Annotated in this window: 24 protein-coding genes, 1 other RNA gene and 1 pseudogene; 22 read left to right on the top strand and 4 right to left on the bottom strand. The window is 66.3% G+C overall.

What is annotated here, in order from left to right:
* Positions 1 to 49: 49 nt before the first annotated feature.
* Together LDN95_RS18900 and LDN95_RS18895 are read right to left on the bottom strand one after the other, a co-directional pair.
* A complete protein-coding gene (locus tag LDN95_RS18900; protein WP_226019123.1) occupies positions 50 to 751 on the bottom strand; it encodes a COQ9 family protein in 702 nt (233 codons plus the stop codon).
* A 36-nt stretch (positions 752 to 787) separates the two neighbouring features.
* Positions 788 to 1,429, bottom strand: a complete 642-nt coding sequence (locus LDN95_RS18895; protein WP_370631715.1) for an ankyrin repeat domain-containing protein — start codon at positions 1,427 to 1,429, stop codon at positions 788 to 790.
* A 94-nt stretch (positions 1,430 to 1,523) separates the two neighbouring features.
* Between LDN95_RS18895 and LDN95_RS18890 the strand changes: the two genes are divergently transcribed.
* From LDN95_RS18890 to LDN95_RS18840, 11 genes and pseudogenes are all read left to right on the top strand, one after another.
* Complete coding sequence (locus LDN95_RS18890; RefSeq protein ID WP_226019122.1) at positions 1,524 to 2,183, top strand: SCO family protein; 660 nt, start codon at positions 1,524 to 1,526, stop codon at positions 2,181 to 2,183.
* Complete coding sequence (locus LDN95_RS18885; RefSeq protein WP_226019121.1) at positions 2,171 to 2,707, top strand: YcgN family cysteine cluster protein; 537 nt, start codon at positions 2,171 to 2,173, stop codon at positions 2,705 to 2,707. The genes LDN95_RS18890 and LDN95_RS18885 overlap by 13 nt, the downstream gene beginning before the upstream one ends.
* Complete coding sequence (locus LDN95_RS18880; RefSeq protein ID WP_370631714.1) at positions 2,704 to 3,468, top strand: M48 family metallopeptidase; 765 nt, start codon at positions 2,704 to 2,706, stop codon at positions 3,466 to 3,468. The genes LDN95_RS18885 and LDN95_RS18880 overlap by 4 nt, the downstream gene beginning before the upstream one ends.
* Positions 3,469 to 3,514: 46 nt before the next feature.
* Positions 3,515 to 3,997, top strand: a complete 483-nt coding sequence (locus tag LDN95_RS18875) for a hypothetical protein (protein WP_226019120.1) — start codon at positions 3,515 to 3,517, stop codon at positions 3,995 to 3,997.
* Positions 3,998 to 4,001: 4 nt separating this feature from the next.
* Positions 4,002 to 4,929: pseudogene (gene ribD / locus LDN95_RS18870) on the top strand (bifunctional diaminohydroxyphosphoribosylaminopyrimidine deaminase/5-amino-6-(5-phosphoribosylamino)uracil reductase RibD).
* 18 nt (positions 4,930 to 4,947) lie between these two features.
* Positions 4,948 to 5,571, top strand: a complete 624-nt coding sequence (locus LDN95_RS18865; protein ID WP_226019119.1) for a riboflavin synthase — start codon at positions 4,948 to 4,950, stop codon at positions 5,569 to 5,571.
* 17 nt (positions 5,572 to 5,588) lie between these two features.
* Entirely contained in the window at positions 5,589 to 6,386 is a 798-nt protein-coding gene (locus tag LDN95_RS18860; RefSeq protein WP_226019118.1) for a phytanoyl-CoA dioxygenase family protein, read from the top strand.
* Positions 6,387 to 6,459: 73 nt separating this feature from the next.
* Positions 6,460 to 7,665: a hydrolase gene (locus LDN95_RS18855; protein ID WP_226019117.1), complete on the top strand. Its 1,206-nt coding sequence runs from the start codon at positions 6,460 to 6,462 to the stop codon at positions 7,663 to 7,665.
* Entirely contained in the window at positions 7,665 to 8,705 is a 1,041-nt protein-coding gene (locus LDN95_RS18850) for an arginine N-succinyltransferase (RefSeq protein WP_226019116.1), read from the top strand. Before LDN95_RS18855 ends, LDN95_RS18850 begins: the two co-directional genes overlap by 1 nt.
* 62 nt (positions 8,706 to 8,767) lie before the next feature.
* Positions 8,768 to 10,048 (top strand): N-succinylarginine dihydrolase, encoded by a 1,281-nt coding sequence (locus tag LDN95_RS18845; protein WP_226019115.1) that lies wholly within the window; start codon positions 8,768 to 8,770, stop codon positions 10,046 to 10,048.
* Between the two features lie 162 nt (positions 10,049 to 10,210).
* On the top strand, positions 10,211 to 10,462 hold the full coding sequence (locus LDN95_RS18840; protein ID WP_226019114.1) for a hypothetical protein: 252 nt from the start codon (positions 10,211 to 10,213) through the stop codon (positions 10,460 to 10,462).
* A 93-nt stretch (positions 10,463 to 10,555) separates the two neighbouring features.
* On the opposite strand, the gene ssrA is transcribed toward LDN95_RS18840, so the two are convergent.
* Positions 10,556 to 10,959: a transfer-messenger RNA gene (gene ssrA / locus LDN95_RS18835) on the bottom strand.
* Positions 10,960 to 11,019: 60 nt separating this feature from the next.
* Positions 11,020 to 11,466 (bottom strand): large conductance mechanosensitive channel protein MscL, encoded by a 447-nt coding sequence (gene mscL / locus LDN95_RS18830; protein WP_226019113.1) that lies wholly within the window; start codon positions 11,464 to 11,466, stop codon positions 11,020 to 11,022.
* A gap of 223 nt (positions 11,467 to 11,689) precedes the next feature.
* Here mscL and LDN95_RS18825 point away from each other — a divergent pair, with 223 nt between their 5' ends.
* From LDN95_RS18825 to LDN95_RS18775, 11 genes are all read left to right on the top strand, one after another.
* Positions 11,690 to 12,325: a LemA family protein gene (locus LDN95_RS18825; protein ID WP_226019147.1), complete on the top strand. Its 636-nt coding sequence runs from the start codon at positions 11,690 to 11,692 to the stop codon at positions 12,323 to 12,325.
* A gap of 26 nt (positions 12,326 to 12,351) precedes the next feature.
* Complete coding sequence (locus LDN95_RS18820) at positions 12,352 to 13,173, top strand: YgcG family protein (RefSeq protein ID WP_226019112.1); 822 nt, start codon at positions 12,352 to 12,354, stop codon at positions 13,171 to 13,173.
* Between the two features lies 1 nt (position 13,174).
* Positions 13,175 to 13,843 carry a TPM domain-containing protein gene (locus LDN95_RS18815; RefSeq protein WP_226019111.1) on the top strand — a complete coding sequence of 223 codons (669 nt, stop codon included), beginning with the start codon at positions 13,175 to 13,177 and terminating at the stop codon, positions 13,841 to 13,843.
* Positions 13,840 to 14,394: an NUDIX hydrolase gene (locus LDN95_RS18810; protein WP_226019110.1), complete on the top strand. Its 555-nt coding sequence runs from the start codon at positions 13,840 to 13,842 to the stop codon at positions 14,392 to 14,394. Before LDN95_RS18815 ends, LDN95_RS18810 begins: the two co-directional genes overlap by 4 nt.
* Positions 14,395 to 14,483: 89 nt before the next feature.
* Positions 14,484 to 15,263 (top strand): SDR family oxidoreductase, encoded by a 780-nt coding sequence (locus LDN95_RS18805; RefSeq protein ID WP_226019109.1) that lies wholly within the window; start codon positions 14,484 to 14,486, stop codon positions 15,261 to 15,263.
* Positions 15,264 to 15,426: 163 nt separating this feature from the next.
* Positions 15,427 to 16,131 carry a hypothetical protein gene (locus tag LDN95_RS18800; RefSeq protein ID WP_226019108.1) on the top strand — a complete coding sequence of 235 codons (705 nt, stop codon included), beginning with the start codon at positions 15,427 to 15,429 and terminating at the stop codon, positions 16,129 to 16,131.
* Between the two features lie 205 nt (positions 16,132 to 16,336).
* Complete coding sequence (locus tag LDN95_RS18795; RefSeq protein ID WP_226019107.1) at positions 16,337 to 16,654, top strand: STAS domain-containing protein; 318 nt, start codon at positions 16,337 to 16,339, stop codon at positions 16,652 to 16,654.
* Positions 16,654 to 17,022: a response regulator gene (locus LDN95_RS18790; protein ID WP_226019106.1), complete on the top strand. Its 369-nt coding sequence runs from the start codon at positions 16,654 to 16,656 to the stop codon at positions 17,020 to 17,022. The genes LDN95_RS18795 and LDN95_RS18790 overlap by 1 nt, the downstream gene beginning before the upstream one ends.
* Positions 17,019 to 19,067 carry a chemotaxis protein CheA gene (locus tag LDN95_RS18785; RefSeq protein ID WP_226019105.1) on the top strand — a complete coding sequence of 683 codons (2,049 nt, stop codon included), beginning with the start codon at positions 17,019 to 17,021 and terminating at the stop codon, positions 19,065 to 19,067. The genes LDN95_RS18790 and LDN95_RS18785 overlap by 4 nt, the downstream gene beginning before the upstream one ends.
* Entirely contained in the window at positions 19,064 to 19,597 is a 534-nt protein-coding gene (locus LDN95_RS18780) for a chemotaxis protein CheW (protein WP_226019104.1), read from the top strand. Before LDN95_RS18785 ends, LDN95_RS18780 begins: the two co-directional genes overlap by 4 nt.
* A gap of 24 nt (positions 19,598 to 19,621) precedes the next feature.
* Positions 19,622 to 20,666: methyl-accepting chemotaxis protein (locus LDN95_RS18775; protein WP_226019103.1), on the top strand; the 1,045-nt coding region annotated here is incomplete at its 3' end.

The raw sequence follows: 20,666 nt of genomic DNA, 5'->3' as shown, positions 1-20,666 counted from the left end.
GCAATACTTGACGCAGATCAAACCATGGGCGCCCGGATCGGATGAAGGATCAGGTGGCCGGATAGCGCAGACGGCCGAGCAGCCGGGTCACACTGAAGCGTTCATCGCTGGGCTTGCGCAGGAACTTGGCCTTGGCCTTTTCAAAGCGCATCACCCCCTCGATGCGGCGGGCAAGGAACGCGCGGGCTTCGGCATGGTCCTCGCTGCGGTCCTCGGCATAGACCGCCAGCGTCGCGGCATAGAGCGCAGCCAGCGTCGTGCGCTTGGTGTAGTGGTTGAAATCGGTCGCGGTGTCGCCAGCCAGCCGCCACATCAGATCGGCGCTCGACCATGACAGGCGCAGCGCGGCAGCAAGGTTCTGCGGCTTGGCCAGTTCGATCTGCGCGCGACGCAGCGCTTCCTCGCGCCCGGCCGCAGCATCGAGCCGGAACTGCACCAGCGTGCGGATACGCTCACGGATCGGCAGGTTGCCGACGCGCTCAGCGGTCAGTTCGGCGGCCATGTCGCGGTCGATCCGCGCGATCCACGCGGTGATCATCGCCATCGCGGTCGGCTTGCCGTGCCCTTCGGCAAAGGCGAAGCGCGCGACGGCCGGATCGACCCCTTCGGCCCACGCCGCATTCTCGATGGCAAGTTCGCTCCAGCCGTCGAACACCGCCGCTTCGGCCACGGCAGGCGCCAGATCGAGGCGCAGTTCTTCAAGCGTGCGGTCGTCCGGACCCGGTGTGGCGGAAGCGGGAGTGCTGGTCATCGATCGTGCCTTGCGCGGATAGGGTGCGGATGGGGTTCAGAACGAGGGGCCGTAGGTCTTTTTGGAATCGCCCTTGGCCGCGCGGCTTTTGCGCGCGGTTTCAAGCTCACCCAGCACCGGGCTGTCCTTGCCTTCAAGCGCGGCGTAATCATAGGCGGAACGGCCCGAATTGTCGGGGCGATCGGGGTTGGCCCCGGCCTTCAGCAAGGTGCGCACCAGCCCCAGATCGCGGCGGTGGACTGCACCGATCAGCGGGGTTTCGCCGGTGTTGTCGGATTCATCGACCCGCGCGCCTGCGGTGATCAGGTATTCGACGCCTTCGACAAAACCGAGCCCTGCTGCCAGTTGCAGCGGCGTGGTGCCCTGATTGTTGCGGATGTTGGGGTTGGCCCCGCGCGACACGAGGAACTGCATCCACGTCAGATCGCGGCGGGCGGTGACGATGTGCAGCGCGCTTTCGCCGGTGCTGACGTCGCGGGTGTTGACGATCTGCGTTCCGGGCACGTTGAGCGCGGTGATCACCGCGTCGCCTTCCTTCTTCTTGACCGATTCCAGAAACTTGTAGCTTTGCGAGAACTGCGCCATCGCCGGAGCCGTCAGCGCGAACGAGCCCGGGACTGCCAGCGTCAGCACAATTGCTTTGGCAATCGCACCGAATCCTGCGTGTCGCTGTGTGATCACGTTGTATTCCCTCATGTTCCGGGTCGTTCCGTGGTGGACAGACGTGCCGCGCCACCGGACTCGGGCCTTGCAACCTGCGGGTTAGCAGAGCATGAACCGCAGCGCCATGCACCCCTTCAGCACCGTTCGCCACGCCGTCATTGCAACCGCGCTTGCTGTTGCCCCCGTCCTTGCCGCCAGCATGTTGCTGTCCGCCTGCTCATCGGGGACGGCAACGCTGCCCGCACCGCTGGAAGGCGCGGCCATCGGCGGCCCGTTCACCCTGACCGACCAGACCGGCAAGACCGTGACCGAGGCCAGCTTCGCGGGCAAATATCGGGTGTTCTATTTCGGCTATACGTATTGTCCCGATGTCTGCCCGCTTGACGTGCAGCACCTGATGCAGGGCTACCACGCCTTTGCCAAAGCCCATGCCGATCTGGCGGCAAAGGTCGTGCCGGTGTTCATCTCGATCGATCCGGCGCGCGACACCCCGCAGGCGGTCGGCCAGTTCACCGCCAATTTCGGCAGGGAACTGGTCGGGCTGACCGGAACCCCCGAACAAGTCGCCGCGGTGGCCAAGGCCTATGCCGTCTATTACAAGAAGCACGACGAGGACGCGGCCGGAAACAAGGCGGCAAACGGTGCCTATCTGATGGACCACAGCCGCGCGGCCTATCTGATGGGCCCCGATGGCAAGCCGATTGCGCTGCTGCCGGTTGAACAGAATGGCCCTGCGGTGGCGGCGGAACTGGCCAAATGGGTACGGTAGGCCCGGCCTCGCGCCGGTTCTGGGACAAGCCGGTCGAACAGCTTACCCGCGACGAATGGGAAGCCCTGTGCGACGGCTGCGGCAAATGCTGCCTGCACAAGCTCGAGGATGACGAGACCGGCGCCATCCACCACACCAATGTCGCCTGCCGCCTGCTCGATTTGTCCACAGCGCGCTGCGCCGACTATCGCCACCGCAAGGCAATGGTGCCCGACTGTCTGCGGTTGACGCCCCGGCTGGTCGAGCAAGTGCCATGGCTGCCCGCGACGTGCGCCTATCGCCTGCGGGCCGATGGCCAGCCCCTGCCCGATTGGCACTATCTGGAATGCGGCGACCGCAACGAGGTGCACCGGCGCGGCATTTCGGTGGTGGGCAAGGCGATCAGCGAAGTGCTGGCGGGTCCGCTGGAGGAGCACATCGTGCCCGATCCCGACATTGCTGCCGAGTATCTTGGCGCCGAGTATCTTGCCGCCGATTATGACGACGGCGCGTTCAGCGACCCAGACTATGGAAATCCTGGGTGATCGCGTGGCTTCATCGCGCCGTGCGCGGCCAGTCGGCCAATGCGCGCGCCGCGCCGCCGCAACAGCGCAAGCTGGCGGTGGCGGTGGCCGGGCGCGAACTGCCGGTGGTGGTGCGACGGCTGCGCAACGCGCGGCGGCTGACGCTGCGGCTCGCCCCGGATGGCAGCGAGGCGCGCGTGTCGATGCCGGCATGGGCCCGGGTGGCCGATGCGCTCGAATTTGCCCGCTCGCGTGCCGACTGGCTGGCGCAGCAGCTTGACCGCCTGCCCCCGCCGCAGCCGGTCGGGCACGATGCGCTCGTGCTCTATCGCGGCGAGCAGCACCGCGTCATCTGGCAGGAACGCGCCGCGCGGCGACCGGTGATCGTCGATGGTCAGATCGTGATCGGCGGCCCGGCGGACGGGCTGGAGCGCCGCCTGCACCGCTGGCTTGCCGCCGAAGCGCTGCGACTGTGCGCGCAAGACCTGGCCCATTACTGCGCGCGGGCGGGCCAGCCGCTACCGCGCCTTGCGCTCAGCCGGGCGCAACGACGGTGGGGCAGTTGCGCGTCTGACGGCACGATCCGCATCAACTGGCGGCTGATCATGGCGCCCGACGCGGTGCGCCGCTCGGTGGTGGCGCACGAAGTGGCGCACATGACCCACTTCGACCACAGCCCCGCCTTTCACGCCCACCTTGGCGCACTTTACGAAGGCTCGCTGAGCGGTGCCAACGAATGGCTGCGTCTGCACGGCCGCACCTTGTACCAGCCGTTCGGGTAAGCATGGCCACTGGCATTCGCGACGCGCCCGTCCTATCTGAGGCGGCATGAAGGATTTTTTCCGCGATGTGTCGCCGCGCCGGGCGGTGCTTGACCTGTGGCAGTTCCTCGGTGCGCCGCGAGAATTCCGCTGGACGGGTCTGTTTCTGGCGGCCTGCGTCACCGGCGGCATCTTCGTGCTGATGATCAACCAGGGCTGGCGGGGCATGCCGCGTCGGCCCGAGGTGATCTACATCCAGTCGTGGCGCGCCGACCGCAGCGATGCCGAGATCATCGCCGGTAACATCGAAGCGACGCGCAAAGCCCGCGCCGAGGCGGCCGAGGAAGAATTCCACGCCGAGAACATCCGCAAGATGTACAAGACCGTGGGAGCGGCCACCGGGCTCGACACCCAGAAGATGTACGATGACGGCAAGGCCGAGCGCGAGGCCGAGCAGAAGGCCGAAGCCGCGCGCAACAAGGCGCTGCTCGACCGCTATCTGGAAAAGAAACCGGGCCAGACCGCTACCGCAGCCGCGCAAGGCAACTGACAGGTTGAGCGCGCCAGACGACCACCGCTGGCTTGATGCCGCAGCGGCGCTGGCCGCGCGTGGCCGTCCGCTCAGCCGCCCCAACCCCGCTGTCGGTGCGGTGCTGGTGCGCGGTAAAGGCGTGGTCGTCGGGCGCGGCTGGACGCAAGCCGGTGGACGCCCCCATGCCGAGGCCGAGGCGCTGGCGCAGGCAGGCGCGCAAGCCGCCGGTGCCACGCTTTACGTCACGCTGGAACCTTGCGCCCATGCCAGCGCGCGTGGTGATCGGCTGCACCGACCCCGATCCGCGCACCGCCGGGGCCGGTATCGCCCGACTGCGCGAACACGGGATCGCGGTCGAAGTGCTAGATTCGCCCGCCGCGCGCGCCTCGTTGGCGGGATACCTGCTGCGCCAGACCGCGGGACGACCGCACACCACGCTCAAGCTGGCGACCTCGCTCGATGGCAGGATCGCGCTGGCCAATGGCGAAAGCCAGTGGATCACCGGACCGCAAGCGCGCGCGCATGTCCATGCCGAGCGGGCGCGGGCCGACGTGATTCTGGTCGGCGGCGGCACCCTGCGCGCCGATGCCCCCCGGCTCGACGTGCGACTGCCCGGCCTTGAGCAGCGCAGCCCCGAACGCTGGGTGTTGACACGCGGCGCCGTCCCCGCCGGATGGCAGGGCGTGGCGGACATCGCCGCTCCGGGCGCGTTTGGACTGACCCAGTACTTGTTCGTCGAAGGGGGCGCCGGTGCGGCGGCCACCTTCCTTGCCGCCGACCGCGTGGACCGACTGCTGCTCTATCGCGCGCCGATCGTAATCGGCGATGGCGTGGCGTGCATCGGCGACATCGGCCTTGCCCATCTGGGCGAAGCGCACGGCCGCTGGCGGCTGAACGCGCAACAGCGGCTTGGCAGCGACCTTCTCGAAGTCTACCACCGGACACGCTGATTAAGGAGCTGAGTTGCGATGTTTACCGGGATCGTCGTCGAAGTGGGCAAAGTGCGGGCCGTTGCCAATCCGGGCGACACGCGCCTGACCATCTCCACGGTACAAGACCCCGCCAAGATCGCCATCGGCGCCTCCATCGCCTGTTCGGGCGTGTGCCTGACCGTGGTCGACAAGGGCGGACGCGCGGGCGATGCTTGGTTCGCGGTCGATGTCTCGGGCGAAACGATCAGCCGCACCGCGCCCGCGCAATGGCACGAAGGCGCGCCGCTCAACCTTGAGCCCGCGCTGAAGCTGGGCGACGAACTGGGCGGCCATATCGTGACCGGCCACGTCGATGCGGTGGGCGAAGTGGTGAGCGTGACCCCCGAAGGCGGCTCGCTGCGCTTTGTCATCGCCGCGCCGCAGGAACTGGCCCCCTACATCGCCGAAAAGGGCTCAATCACCGTCGACGGCGTATCGCTGACGGTCAATGCGGTGGCCGACCAGCCCGATGGCGCGGCGCATTTCGGGCTGAACATCATCCCGCACACCGCCGAAGTCACCACGCTGGGCACCCTGACCGCCGGGCACAAGGTCAATCTCGAGATCGACGTGCTGGCCCGCTATCTCAAGCGGATGCAAAGCCTGACCCGCGCGGCCTGAACCGGCCACGACCGAGCATGACCGCAGCGCTGATTTCCGCAGACGAAGTTGCCGCCTTCGCCCGCGACGGCGCGGTGGTGGTGCGCGGGGTGTTTCGCGACTGGATCGGGACCATCGCCGCCGGGATCGAGCACAACTTGCGCGAACCCGGCCCTTATGCCGCCGATTCTGTCAGCGCCGGCCAGCCCGGCCGGTTCTTCGATGACTATTGCAACTGGCAGCGCCTGCCCGAAATCGAGCAGGTGGTGCGCGCCAGCCCCGCCGCGCAACTGGCCGCGCAGGCGATGCGTTCGACCACCGCGCAGTTCTTTCACGATCACGTGCTGATCAAGGAGCCGGGCACGCAAAAGCCCACGCCCTGGCATCAGGATGCGCCCTATTACTTCGTCGAGGGCACGCAGACCGTCAGTCTGTGGCTCCCGGTCGAGCCGGTGCGCGAGGCGACGCTGCGGCTGATCGCCGGGTCGCACCTGTGGCCCAAGCCGGTGCTGCCGGTGCGCTGGGCGACCGATGCCGCGTTCTATGCAGAGCCGGGCGATTACCTGCCTGTGCCCGATCCGGACACGCAGCCCGAACACACCGTGCTGGAATGGGAACTGGAGCCGGGCGATGCGGTTCTGTTCGATTTCCGCACCGTGCACGGCGCGCGCGGCAACCCCGGTGCCGACCGGCGGCGCGTGCTGTCGTTGCGCTTTGTCGGCGACGATGCGCGCTTTGTCGAACGACCGGGCCGCACCTCGCCCCCCTTCCCCGACCACGGCATGAAGCCCGGCGAGCGGCTGCGCAGCGACTGGTTCCCGATCCTGTTCGGTTGAGCGCGCGATACCAACCGGAAAGCATTGGCACGGGGGTTCACCCTTGTGCCGCGATGCTTTAAGCCCTTTGCCGATGACACCGCTTTCGCCCCCGGAGCACGCGCTGCTCAGCCAGATCGATGCGCCCGCCATGCTGGCGCAAGCGCTGGCGTGGAGCGCGATCAACACCGGCACGCGCAACCTTGCCGGGCTGGCCGCACAAGCGGCGCTGCTGGCCGATGCCTTTGCCGTCCTGCCGGGCGAGGCGCGGCTGGAAAGCCCTGCCCCGGTCGAGGCGGTCGCCGCCGATGGGCGCACGGTGGCGCTCGATCATGGGCAGCATCTGGTGCTGTCGGTCCGTCCGCGCGCCAACCGGCGGTTCCTGCTGACCGGGCACATGGACACCGTGTTTCCCGCCGACCACCCGTTCCAGACTGCGCGCTGGCTTGATGACGCGACGTTGAACGGACCGGGCGTGGCCGACATGAAGGGCGGCATCGCGGTGCTGCTGGCGGCCTTGCAGGCGTTCGAGCGCAGTCCGGCGGCGGCGGGCGTCGGCTATGACGTGCTGATCAACGCCGACGAGGAAACCGGCAGTCTGTCGTCCGCCCCGCTGATCGCGCAGTTGGCGGCGGGCAAGGCGGCGGCGCTGACGTATGAACCCAGCGCGCTGCCCGATGGCACGCTGGCCGGCGCCCGTGCGGGCAGCGGCAACTACTCGGCCATCGTCACCGGCCGCAGTGCGCACGCCGGGCGCAACCCGCAGGACGGGCGCAACGCGATTGTCGCGGCAGCCGCGCTTGCGTTGAAGCTTCGCGATGCCCAGCGCGAGGGGTTGAGCGTGAACCCGGCAAAGATCGACGGCGGCAGCGCCAACAACGTGGTGCCCGATCATGCGATCCTGCGCTTCAACGTGCGCCCCCGCTCGACCGAACTGGCCGAGGCTTTCGCGCGCGATCTGAGGGCGTTGATCGCGGCTGTCGAGATCGAGCACGAAGTATCCATCCACCTGCACGGTGGCATCAGCCGCCCGCCCAAGCCCTTGACGCCGCAGGCCGAGGAACTGTTCGAGCTGGTCCGCACCTGCGGGGCCGCGCTGGGTCAGCCGATCCGCTGGCAAAGCTCGGGCGGGGTGTGCGATGGCAACAACATCGCTGCGCTGGGCGTGCCGGTGGTCGATACCATGGGCGTACGCGGCGGCGCGATCCATTCGGACGCAGAATTCCTGGTGGTGCCATCGCTGGCCGAGCGCGCGGCGCTTTCGGCCTTGGTGCTGCATCGCCTTGCAGGGGGGGAATGATGAGCTACCGCATCCGCGCCGCAAGTCCGGCCGACTTGCAGCACTTGTACGACATGGCCAAGCTGACCGGCGGCGGCTTCACCAACCTGCCGCCCGACCGCAAGGCGCTGACCGCCAAGCTGGAGCGCGCGGCGCAAGGCTTTGGCAATACCGACGAGGGCGACCCCAACCACCCGCGCGACGAACTGTTCGTGCTGGTGCTGGAAGATGCGATCACCGGCGAAGTGCGCGGCACCGCGCAGATCTTCACCTGCGTAGGGCAGCAATATCCGTTCTACTCGTACCGCATGGCCACGCTGACCCAGCATTCGAAGGAGCTGAACCGCACCTTCCGCGCCGAAATGCTCAACCTCGTCACCGATCTGGAAGGGTCTAGCGAAGTGGGCGGGCTGTTCCTGCACCCCGGCGAGCGCGCGGGCGGGCTTGGCCTGTTGCTGGCGCGCAGCCGCTACCTGTTCATCGCGATGCACCGCAAACGCTTTGCCAACCGCATCCTCGCTGAACTGCGCGGGATCATCGACGAACGCGGCGGATCGCCGTTCTGGGACGGTGTGGCCGGGCGCTTCTTCGGCATGAGCTTTCAGGAAGCCGACTATTTCAACGCCATCAACGGCTATCAGTTCATCGCCGACCTGATGCCCAAGCACCCGGTCTATGTCGCGATGCTGCCCGAGATCGCGCGTTCGGCCATCGGCCTGCCCCACCCCAGCGGGCGCGCCGCGATGCGCATGCTTGAGGAGGAAGGCTTCCATTCCGAGGGCTACTTCGACATCTTCGACGGTGGCCCGACGATGACCACGCGCACCGACCGGGTCCGCTCGATCGCCGAGGCGAAGCAGGCCACGATCACCCACGTTCGCGCCCCCGAGGGCACCGGCCACGCCGTCAAGGCGCTGATCGCCACCGGACGGCTCGACAGCTTTCGCTGCACGATGGGCGAAGTGGCGACCGATGGGGCGGACGGGGTCGTGCTCGATCCCATCGCCGCTGGCGCGCTCGACGTCAGCGTGGGCGATCAGGTGTGGCACGTGCGGCGCTAGTCCATTTCACCCTTGCGCCATTTTGAGCTTCAACCGGACCCAAACGCGAACAGGATACCCCGATGCCGCTGGTGGAAATCAACTTTGACGGGCTGGTCGGCCCCAGCCACAACTATGCGGGGCTGAGCCTGGGCAACCTCGCCTCGGCCAGCCACGGCGGCGACCCGTCGTACCCGCGCGCCGCCGCGCTGCAGGGGCTGGGCAAGATGCGCCACAACCTCAACCTCGGGCTGGCGCAGGGCTTCTTTGCCCCGTTGCCCCGGCCCAATGGCGCGTTTCTCGATGCGCTGGGGCTGAGCGGGGTCGAACCGGCGGGCGAGGCCGAGCGCCGCCTGCGCGCCGCCGCTTGGTCGGCCAGCGCGATGTGGACGGCCAACGCCGCCACCGTCAGCCCCGCGCCCGACACCGCCGACGGGCGCTGCCACCTGACCGCCGCCAACCTTGTGACGATGCCGCACCGTTCGCAGGAATGGCCCGACACCGTGCGCCAGTTGCGGCTTGCCTTTGCCGACACCGCGCACTTTGCCGTGCACGACGCGGTGCCCGCCTGCTTCGGCGATGAAGGCGCGGCCAACCACATGCGCATGGCCGCGCACCATGCGGCGCCGGGGCTGGAGATCTTCGTGTATGGCCGCCACACCAAGGACACCGGGGGCGGCGCCTTCCCCGCGCGCCAGCACGAACAGGCCAGCCGCGCGGTGGCCCGACTGCACGGGCTGAACCCGGCGCAGGCGCTGTTCGTCGAACAATCGGCCGAGGCGATTGCGGCGGGTGCGTTCCACAACGACGTCGTCGCCGTCGCCAACGAGCGCGTGCTGTTCACCCACGAGCTGGCCTTTGCCGACCCCGAAGGCACGTATGCCGCCATCCGCGCGGCCCAGCCCGAGGCCGAGATCGTGGTCGTTCCTGCCAGCGCCGTCAGTCTCGCCGATGCCATCGCCAGCTATCTGTTCAACGGGCAAGTCCTGACGCTGCCAGGCGGCGCGATGGGTCTGGTCATCCCGCTGGAGGCGTGGGAGCACCCGCGCGTGCGTGCCTACCTTGACGGACTGCTCGCCAGCAACGGGCCGATCCGCAAGGTGCTGCCGGTCGATGTGCGCCAGTCGATGGCCAACGGCGGCGGCCCGGCGTGCCTGCGGCTGCGCGTCGTCGCCGATCCCGCCGCGATCGATCCGCGGTTCCTGCTGGATGAAGCACGCATCGCCTTGCTCGAAAGCGTGGTTGCGGCGCACTGGCCCGAACAGATCGACCCCACCGACATCGGCAGCGCCGCGCTGGCCCGGTCAGTGCAGGCCGCCCGCGCCGCCGTGCTGGAAGCGGCGGGGCTCACCGAGCTGGCCTAAGGGAACTGGACCAAGCCTCAAGCGTTGAGAATTGCGTTACCTGTCGGTGGCTTTGACAGTTAACCAGTGGTGAATCCGGCGCATCGCAGCAATTGCGCCACTGGCACGATGATTGCGACGCAGCCGGGAACAGGTCACGGACCACCACGAGGAAACCGCCGCATGCTGCGCAAGCTTGGTCGACTTTTCATCATCAAGACCCGCTTCGAAGCGTTTGCCATCATCTATGCGCTGGCTCTGGGGGCGACCGAACGCGGGCAACACTACCTCACGCAGTTTCCCGGCTTTCAGGGCAAGCTGCTGTTCGTGGCGGCAACCGCTGCGGTGTTCATGGCCGGTGGCAAGATCTTTGACGCGCTGCGCTATGAACGCGAACGCACCGCCGCGCTGAAAATCGCGCCCGCGCAGGATTGAGCGCGCAAGTCTGGCCCGCGCAAGTCTGACCAAAGCCCGTCGAAGGCCCGAGCCCGTCCAACGATCGCCGCACGGTGCGCAAATGAAGGGAAAGGTGGGACGATTCTGTTGCCCGGCTCGTCCCCAGCCGCTGAACTCCCTTCTGTTGCCCGGTGGGTTCAACCGCGCTTTAGCTTTGTAAGATCAGGCCGTTAGGCCGTCAGATTACGCCGCGAGAGCGAGTGCTTCGTTGTCGTTGGCACTTGTGGGTTTTGAGCCTTTAACGGGTTACTCAGCCCGGGCGAAAACAGCGCTTTTCAACACACGTCGATCCTAGTTCGGCCCCATCAACACCCTTGCGACAACAAGGCCCGACCCGAGAAAGGCCGGTAGTGATGGTGGAGCCGCCGGGTACCGCCCCCGGGTCCGCTGCGCCTATTGTACGCCGCAGTTTATCGCCATAGCCGACCGGAGCCGACAGGAGGTCATATAGGCCACTGTCACCAAAAGGAAAGGGGGCGCCGCGAGTTTCCTCGCCCGCCCCCTCGATGCTGCACTTTTACGCGCCTGAACGGCGTTCAGCCCCGGCTTTTGAGCGCGTCGCGGATTTCGGTCAGCAGGTCGACCTCGCTCGGCCCGGCAGGCGGCGGTGGCGGCGCTGCGACCTCGGGCTGCGCCGTCAGTTTGCCCACCTGGCGGACCAACAGGAAGATCACGAAGGCCATCAGCAGGAAGTTGATCACCGCCGTGGTGAACGCGCCATAGCCCAGCATCGGCACGCCCGCAGCCTTCAACGCGGCATAGTCGGTCAGCGCGCCCTTGTAGGTCGCCGGAACAGCGCCGAGCACGACGAACTTGTTGGTGAAATCGACATTGCCGGTGACAAGCCCCACCAGCGGCATGATCACGTCCTCGGTCAAGGAACTGACAATCTTGCCGAACGCCGCACCGATGATGACACCGACCGCCAGATCAAGCACGTTGCCCCGCGCGATGAAGGCCTTGAATTCGCTCGCCACGCTCATGCGGACTTCTCCCGTTAACCACAAACCGACTTGTGATGTGCCAGCCCCGGCGCTTGGCGACAAGCCGGATCGCGTTGCGCTGGGGCTTCACTGGCCGACATGCAATCGGACGAACCGCCGATCCGAATCGACCGGCATCCTTGAACCGCAACATCCACGCGCTACATCTGTGCGCGTGAAGCGACCGGATATTCCGGCCGCTGACAGGGATATGACACGCGCCATGGCCGGTTTCTTCACCCGTTTTGCCCGTATTGCCTTCGTTGCCGCCGCTGCAGCCTCGCTGGCCGGATGCGGGGTCAACTCGATCCCCACCGCCGAGGAAAACGCCAAGTCGAAGTGGGGCGAAGTGCAGAACCAGTACCAGCGCCGTTCCGATCTGGTGCCCAATCTGGTCGCCACGGTGAAGGGCTATGCCAAGCAGGAGCAGGACACCCTGACCAAAGTGACCGAGGCCCGCGCCAAGGCCACATCGGTGCAGATCTCGGCCGCCGACATCTCGGACCCGGCCAAGATGGCGCAATTCCAGGCCGCGCAAGGCCAGCTTTCGGCGGGTCTGGGCCGCCTGCTTGCCTCGGTCGAGGCTTATCCCGACCTCAAGTCGAACCAGAACTTCCTTGCGCTGCAAAGCCAGCTTGAAGGCACCGAGAACCGCATCGCTATCGCCCGGCGCGACTACAACGAGGCGGTGAAGGACTACAACGTCACCATCCGCACTTTCCCGGCAGTGATCGGCGCCAAGGTGATCTACGGCTCCAAGCCGATGATCCCGTTCGAAGCGACGACCCCCAACGCGCAAGTCGCGCCCAGCGTCAGCTTTGACGGCCCCGCCGCGCCTGCCAGCCCGGCGGCAAACTGATCCTCCGCGCCGGCGGGAGGCGCCCGATGAAACGGCTTCTGACATGGGCAGGACCGGTGTTCGCACTGGTCCTTGCCGTCTTTGCGCTCGCCCTCGCCCCGGCGCAGGCGCAAGCGCAAACCTTTCCCCAATTGACCGGGCGGGTGGTCGATGACGCGCACCTGCTCACGCCCGATCAGGCCGCCGCGCTCGAAGGCAAGCTCGCGCTGCTCGAACAGCAATCGCAGCGGCAACTGGTGGTCGTCACCGTGCCCGATCTGCAGGGGTACGAGATCGAGGACTATGGCTATCGGCTTGGTCGTGCGTGGGGTCTGGGTGACAAGCAGCGCAACGACGGCGCGCTGCTGATCGTCGCGCCCAAAGAGCACAAAGTGCGGGTCGAGGTCGGCTATGGCCTCGAAGGGATCCTGACAGATGCACTGTCGAGCGTGATCATCCAGCGCGAGATCGTGCCCCGGTTCAAGCAGAACGACTATCCCGGCGGGATCAACGCGGCGGTCGATCAACTGATCGTGCAGTTGCAACTGCCGCCCGATGAGGCGCGCAAGGTGGCGCAGGCCGCGCAAGTCACCGCCAAGGCTGCCAAGGCGCCCCGTTTCGACTTCGGCTCGGTGGTGTTTCTGGTGATCTTCGGCCTGTTCTTCGTGCTGCCGTTCCTGCGCGCACTGGGCGGCGGCGGACGGCGCTATCGCAGCCCCGGCGTGATGATCTTCCCGTCGGGCGGCTGGGGCAGCGGCGGTGGCAGCAGCGGCTTTGGCGGCGGTTCCGACTGGGGCGGCGGCGGTGGGGGCGGCTTTTCGGGTGGTGGCGGCAGCTTCGGCGGCGGCGGATCGTCGGGGAGCTGGTGACATGCTGACCGATACAGACCGCACCCGCGTGGCGCAGGCGGTGACCGCAGCCGAGGCCAACACGGCGGGCGAGATCGTGACGATCGTGACTCCGCGTTCCGACAGCTATCGCGACATCGCGCTGATCTGGGCGGTGTTCGTCGCCTTCCTGGCGCTCGCCGCGCTGGAACTGGCACCGCACTTCTATCTGGCGCTGATCGACGCCGCACTTGGCCTGTGGGCGCATGACTGGAGCCCGCGGGCGGTGTTCGGCGTGGCGCTGATCGTGGCGCTGGTGAAGTTCCTGAGCATGCTCGCCTTACAGGCGTGGAGCCCGCTGCGGCTGTTCCTGACCCCGCCCCCGGTCAAGGCCGCGCGTGTTCATGCCCGCGCGCTCACCTGCTTTCGGATCGGCGCGGAAAGCCGCACCACCGGGCACACCGGCATCCTGATCTACGTCTCGCTCGCCGAACATCGTGCCGAGATCATCGCCGACAGCGCGATCGCCGAGCGGGTCATGCCCGAGGTATGGGGCGAGGCGATGCACGCCTTGTTAGGGCATTTGCGCGAAGATCGGCTGGCCGACGGCATGGTCGCGGCGGTGGAGCAGGTCGGCCGCGTGCTGGCCGAACACTTCCCGCGCGCGGCCAACGATGTAAACGAACTTCCGGACCGACTGATCGAAGTATGACGACCAACGAACAGGAATACCGCGACAATCCCGAAGAAGTGCGCTGGGAAGGCCGCTTCATTGTCGCCAAGACACGCGGCCGCTGGGAATATGTCGGACGCAGCCGCAACATCGGTGCGGGCGTGATTCTGGCCATCGATGATGCGGACAATGTCATCCTTGTCGAACAGTTCCGCGTGCCGCTGGGCCGCCCCTGTCTGGAACTGCCCGCCGGGCTGATCGGCGATACCGAAGGCAGCGAAGGCGAAGACCCCGCCACCGCCGCCGCGCGCGAACTGGAAGAGGAAACCGGCTACCGCGCGGCCCGCATCGAATCGCTGGGGATGTTCTATTCCTCGCCGGGCATGGTCAGCGAATGCTTCACGCTGTACCGCGCCACCGGGCTGGAGCGCGTTTCGGAAGGTGGCGGGATCGATGACGAGGGCATCATCGTCCACCATGTGCCCCTTGCCGAAATTGCCGATTTCGTAGCGGCAAGGCGCGCGGAGGGCATGGCGATCGACGTCAAGATGCTGCTGCTGCTGGGCGCCGGGATGCTCGCGGACCGCTGACAAGTTTAACCACTCGCTGAAATACCCGTTGCGCGCGCGCGCGTCCCCCGCAAGGATGGGCCAAAGCAACAACGGCAGGAGTGGATGAGATGGGGCGCGTTAGCGGCAAGAAGGCGCTGGTCACCGGCGCGGCGCAAGGACTTGGCGCGGCGCACGCGCATACGCTCGCGCGCGAAGGGGCCAGAGTGCTGCTGACCGACATCAACGGCGATGGCGCCGCCGCGCAGGCCGCCGCGATCAATGCCGAATTCGGCGAAGGCACGGCCTTTTCCCTGCACCATGACGTGACCAGCCCCGACGATTGGGACGCCGCTATAGCGCTGGCCGCGCAAGCACTGGGCGGGCTGTCGGTGCTGGTCAACAATGCAGGCGTGGGCGTGCGCGGCAATATCGAGACCTGCACGCTGGACGACTGGCATCGCGGCTTTGCCATCAACGTCGATTCGGTATTCCTCGGCTGCCAGAAGGCGCTGCCGCTGCTGCGCGACAACCAGCCCGGATCGATCATCAACATCAGCTCGATCGCCGGGCTGATCGCATCGGACACGATGCCCGGCTACAACGCCAGCAAGGCGGCGGTGTGGATGCTGTCCAAGTCGGTGGCGCTGTACTGTGCCAAGCGCGGCTGGGACATCCGCTGCAACTCGGTGCACCCGACTTTTGTCGACACGCCGATCCTCGATGGCATCAGCACCAACGCCGGGCTGGCCAAGGACGTGGTCATGGGCAAGCTCGCGCGCCAGATCCCGCTGGGCCGGGTGGGCGATCCGCAGGACATCGCCAATGGCGTGCTGTACCTCGCCAGCGACGAAAGCCGCTTCATGACCGGCGCCGAACTGAAACTCGACGGCGGCATTTCGGCAATGTAGCGCAATCGGGTGACGCAGCCCGTCGGAAACCACCCATACGCAGCGACCGCGTGGGTAGTTTCCGACGCTGGCAAGCGGCCCTGCCCGGTCGCAACGCCTCATCGACGCATCGTGATCCGCGCGGGCTCTGCCAGCGCGCGATCACGCATCGATGGAGACCAGCATGTCCACGTCCACGGCCGACGCCCCCCTGAACGGGCACCTCAACGGGCATCAGCGCAAGATCCTTGCCAGCATCATGCAGCACCCGGCATCACACAACCTCGAATGGCACGATGTGCTGTCGCTGCTGCCCCATCTGGGCAGCCTGACCGAACGACACGGCGGCGGATACGACTTCGCGATCGACACTGACCACATTACGCTCGGCAAATCGCATGACAAGGACGTGGGTGCCGACGATTTGCGCGGCTTGCGCGCGCTGCTGACCCGAGCGAAAGTAGCGCCTGCTGGCCCGGTCGAGCCGGCCGAAGCCACTTGCATCGTGCTGATCGACCACCAGCAGGCCCGACTGTTCGCCAATGGCGACAGCGATGGTAACCCGACGGTGATCAAGCCCGAGGACGCCGATGGGTCGCGGCGCCGGATCGAGCACAAACAGGGCAACGACGACCATGACGGCGGCCACGCTGCCGAGGAAGATCACTACTACGAGCGCATCGCGATCGCGCTCCAGTCGGCGCAGCGCATCGTGGTGTTCAGCGACGGCAAAGGGCGCAGCAATGCCGGTGCCTACCTCGTCGATTACCTTGAACGCCACCATCCGGGTGTAGCCGGGCATATCGTCGCGACCGAGCGCATCGACATCGCGCATACGAGCGATGGCGAAACAGTTGCCTCAGGGCTGGCCCTGCTCGCCGCAGGCTGACCCGCCAACCTGTCTGCGCAAAACAACAGAACGACGATCCGGGCGGGCATGGCGACATGACCCGCCCGACGCTTGTGCTGCGGCTGCACGGCCCCTGCCCTGCCTGGCTCCGAATATGGTTTTCCCCCTACGCTACCCGAGAAGAAACCTACATTCGCCGACCATAAAATGCCGTGGTCAGACCGCAGCATAGAAGAGATCTCTTGTGGAAATTTCCATCGGTGAAATGGCTACGATGTCCCACGTCACGGACATGTTTCAGCGCATAAAGGAGCATGTTGCCACCGACGATATTTCGGTCGATCTTTCCGGCACCAGCACAATCGATGCCAGCTTCGTGCAGCTTATCGAAGTTGCCCGGCGTCATTCTGAAAATCATGGTCATTCCCTGCGCCTGACCGGTCCGGTCAGTCCGACGATTTGCGCGCACCTTGCAAACATCGGCATCGCACCCGACGGAATCGACGCCGACCCCGACAAGTCCGATCTTGCACGGTTCTGGCTCGGCGCGGGGCAAGGCTGATGAGCGCCTCCATCCTTACCGTCGATGATTCGGCCAGCCTGCGCATGGCGATCCGGGTCGCGCTGACCGGCGCCGGTTATGCCGTGACCGAAGCGGGCGACGGGGTCGAAGGCTTGGGCAAGGCGACCGCAACGCGCTTCGACCTGATCATCACCGACCTCAACATGCCCAACATGGATGGCCTGACGATGATCCGCGAACTGCGCAAATCGCCGAGCCAGGCGGGCGTGCCGATCGTGTTCCTGACCACCGAATCCGACGATGCGATCAAGGCACAGGCCCGCGCCGCCGGGGCTACCGGTTGGTTGGTCAAGCCGTTCGAACCGACGCAACTTATCAAGATCGCGCAAAAGGTACTGGGCCGATGAGCAGCAACGATCCGGTCGAAGCCTTCGCGTCCGAGGCACTGGACCTGCTCGACCAGATCGAGAAGGCGCTGCTGGACCTTGGGCGCGACCTTGGCGACCGGGGAGCGGTCGACGAAGTGTTCCGCGGGTTGCACACGCTCAAGGGTTCGGGCGCGATGTTCGGCTTCGATGCGCTGGCCGGTTTTACGCACCACTGCGAAACCGCTTTCGACCGGGTGCGCAAGGGCCTGTCCGCCGCCACCCCGGCGCTGGTGAGCGCGGTCCTTTCGGCGCGCGACCATATGCGCGCGCTGATCGACCACCGCGATGGGCCGCGCGACGAACGGCTTGAAGCGGCCGGGAACCTGATCCTTGCCGAACTCTATGCCGCGATGCCCGAATCCGCAGGCGGGCACGAGCCGACCGGGCAACAGACTTCCGCAGCCACCCACGCACCGAACGCTCCGGGCGAAGGCTGGGCCATCCATTTCAAGCTGCCCCCCGGCGCGATGGCCAACGGCACCAATCCTGCCGCGCTGCTGCAGGAGTTGCGCAATCTTGGCGAATGCCGGGTTCGCCTGCACCTCGATGACCTGCCCCCGTTCGACCAGTTCGTGCCGACCGAATGCTATCTGGCATGGGATGTCGAACTGCACGGCGCAGCCACGCGCGAACAGATCGAAGATGTGTTCATCTTCATTCTCGACGACATGGAACTGACGCTGACGCCGCTTGCGCCAGCAAGTCTGCCGGGCGAGGCTCGGTCCGGAACGGCGACTGCCATCGCCAATGCAGCGCGACCCGATGCCGCAGCGGGTCAGGCCGAAATACCCGCAAAGGCCGTGGTCCGTCCGCAGGAAAGCGTGCGGGTGCAGGCCGAACGGCTTGACGAATTGATGAACCGCGTGGGCGAACTGGTCATCGCGCAAAGCCGCCTGGCGCAACTGACCACCCGTAACGGTCAGGTCGATCCGATCATGCTGCGCGCAGTGTCCGAGGACATCGACCGGCTGTCGAGCGAGCTGCGCGACACCACGATGGCCCTGCGGATGATGCCCGTCGGCAACTTGTTCGGCCGCTATCGCCGCCTTGTCTACGATCTTGCGCAGGAGACCGGCAAGGCCATCACTTTCGTGACCGAGGGCGAGGCGACCGAAGTCGACAAGACGGTGATCGAGCGGCTGGCCGATCCACTGGTCCACCTGATCCGCAACAGTTGCGACCACGGGCTTGAACCGGCCGACGACCGCATTGCGGCAGGCAAGAGCGAGACCGGGCAGATCACGCTTTCGGCGCGGCAGGCCGGTGGCGAAGTGCTGATCTCCATCACCGATGACGGGCGCGGCCTTGATCGCGCGCGCATCCGCGCCAAGGCCGAAGCGCAAGGCCTGATCGCGGCCGGGACACCGCTTTCCGATGCCGCCTTGTTCCAGATGATCTTCCATCCCGGATTCTCGACGGCCAGCACCATCACCAACTTGTCCGGGCGCGGCGTGGGCATGGACGTGGTCAAGCGCAGCATCGATTCGCTGCGCGGCACGATCGAGATCGCCAGCACGCAGGGCAAGGGAACGACCTTTACCCTGCATCTGCCGCTGACGCTGGCGATCATCGAATGCATGCTGGTGCGGGTTGGCGATGGCCGTTTTGCCATCCCGCTCTCGGCCGTGGAGGAATGCCTCGAACTGCCGCAAACCGAGATCATCGCCAACGGACGGCGCAATTTCCTCAATGTGCGCGGCCAGCTCATCCCCTATCTGCGGCTGCGCGAAAGCTTTGCCGTGCAGCGCCCGGCCGATCTGCATCAAAAGGTGGTGGTCGTGGGCCTCGGCAACTCCGAGCGGGGCAGTTCGCGCGTGGGACTGGTGGTCGATCAGATCATCGGCAACACCCAGACGGTCATCAAGTCGCTGTCGCGCTTTCATTCAGGCCTTGGCGTGTTTTCGGGGGCGACGATCCTGGGCGATGGCACTGTGGCGCTGATCCTCGATTGCGGCCACCTGATCGCACTGGCGCGCGAAAGCCAGCATGCACTGGCCGAGCAGACCAACGGAGAAGCGGCATGAGCAGCGCCCAGCCCGCCTCGGATCAGGCGACATCGACCCTGCCCGATCCCGCCAGCATGGCCTTTGCCAGCGCGCTGACCTTTGCCATGGAGGGCGAGATCTTCGCGATCGACGCCCAGTCGGTACGCGAGATCGTCGAGGTTCCGCCGATTACCGCCGTGCCGGGCGCCACCGCCGCGCTTGACGGGCTGGTCAACGTGCGCGGCCGAATCGTGCCGGTGGCGGACTTGCGGGTGGCCTTCGGCATGGATCGCGCCCCGCTTGACGACGATTGCCGCATCATCGTGATCGAGACCGACCTTGACGGCGAGGCGACGACGATCGGGCTCCTCGCCGAAAAAGTGCTCGATGTCGCCAATCTGGAAGGCCTGCCGATCGAGCCCGCACCCGCGCTGGGCATGCGCTGGCGCAGCGATTTCGTCGCGGCGATCGTCCACCGCGATGCGCAGTTCGTGATCCTGCCCAGCCTGCCGGTGATCCTGTCGAGCTTTCAGGGCGGCGCAGCCGCCGCCTCCCCCAACCTGGCCTGACCGCCCCCCAACGCGAGATCCCCGATGCGTGCCACGATCAAGCTGAAACTGACCGCAACTTTTGCAGTCCTGATCGCCCTGCTGCTGATTTCGGTCAGCATCGGGATCAATCAGGCAGCGACCCTGAACGAAACCGCCGAGGCGATGATGGAAGGTCCGGTGCGGGGGAATGAGATCGCCCAATCGGTTCAAGCTGACATCGCCCAACTGGTGGGCAACCAGCAATCGGTTTTGCTGAACAACGTGCCCGAAGACGTTGCAATCTATAACGCCCATATCAATGATGCGTTGCAGGATCTGGAAAATCAGCTGGATCAGGGACTTGCTCTCGCCACTGACGAAAGCCGGCCGCTTTGGACCGACCTCAAGGCGGATTGGCAGAACCTTAAGCCGACATACCTGCAGATCCGCGATCTGGGCCTCAAGAACATGCCTGCGGCGCAGGCGCAGGGCACGGAGCTGTCGAACAAGGTCCAGTTCGCCAAGCTTGAAGCCGTCCAAGGAGCGAGCGGTAAGCTGGTCGCGATGCAGCGGCGCATGCTGACGCAAGTCCAGAAGCAGGCGACCGCCACGTATGAGCAGGCTCGCACGCTCATGGTCGCGGTAGCCACGCTGGCCCTGATCTTGGCGATTGGCAGCGCGGTTTGGATTGCCCGGATCATCGCTGGCGGACTGACCAAGGTGCAAACCGCAGTCGAAGCCGTAGCGGCCGGTGATCTCGCATCGTCGATAAGGATCACCTCAAATGACGAAATCAGCGATCTGATCGGCGCAGTGAATGGCATGACCGACAAACTGCTCACCGTAATTGGCGAAGTTGCAGCGGCGACCCAGAACGTGTCGACCGGGGCCAGCCAGATGGCGTCGGGGGCCGAGACGCTGGCGCAAGGTGCGTCCGAACAGGCTTCGGCATCGGAACAGGCTTCGAGCGCGATCGAGGAAATGACCGGCAACATCAAGCAGACCGCCGACAACGCCGCGCAGACCGAGAAGATCGCCCGCCAGTCGGCCAAGGATGCCGAAATGAGCGGCGCCGCCGTGGCCAAGGCGGTCGAGGCCATGCAGGTGA

Origin of the sequence: Novosphingobium sp. FKTRR1 (genome assembly GCF_020404405.1) — a bacterium.
Taxonomy (GTDB): domain Bacteria; phylum Pseudomonadota; class Alphaproteobacteria; order Sphingomonadales; family Sphingomonadaceae; genus Novosphingobium.
The sequence above is the reverse complement of the archived record's forward strand: the minus strand, read 5'-3'. Positions and strand labels throughout refer to the sequence as shown.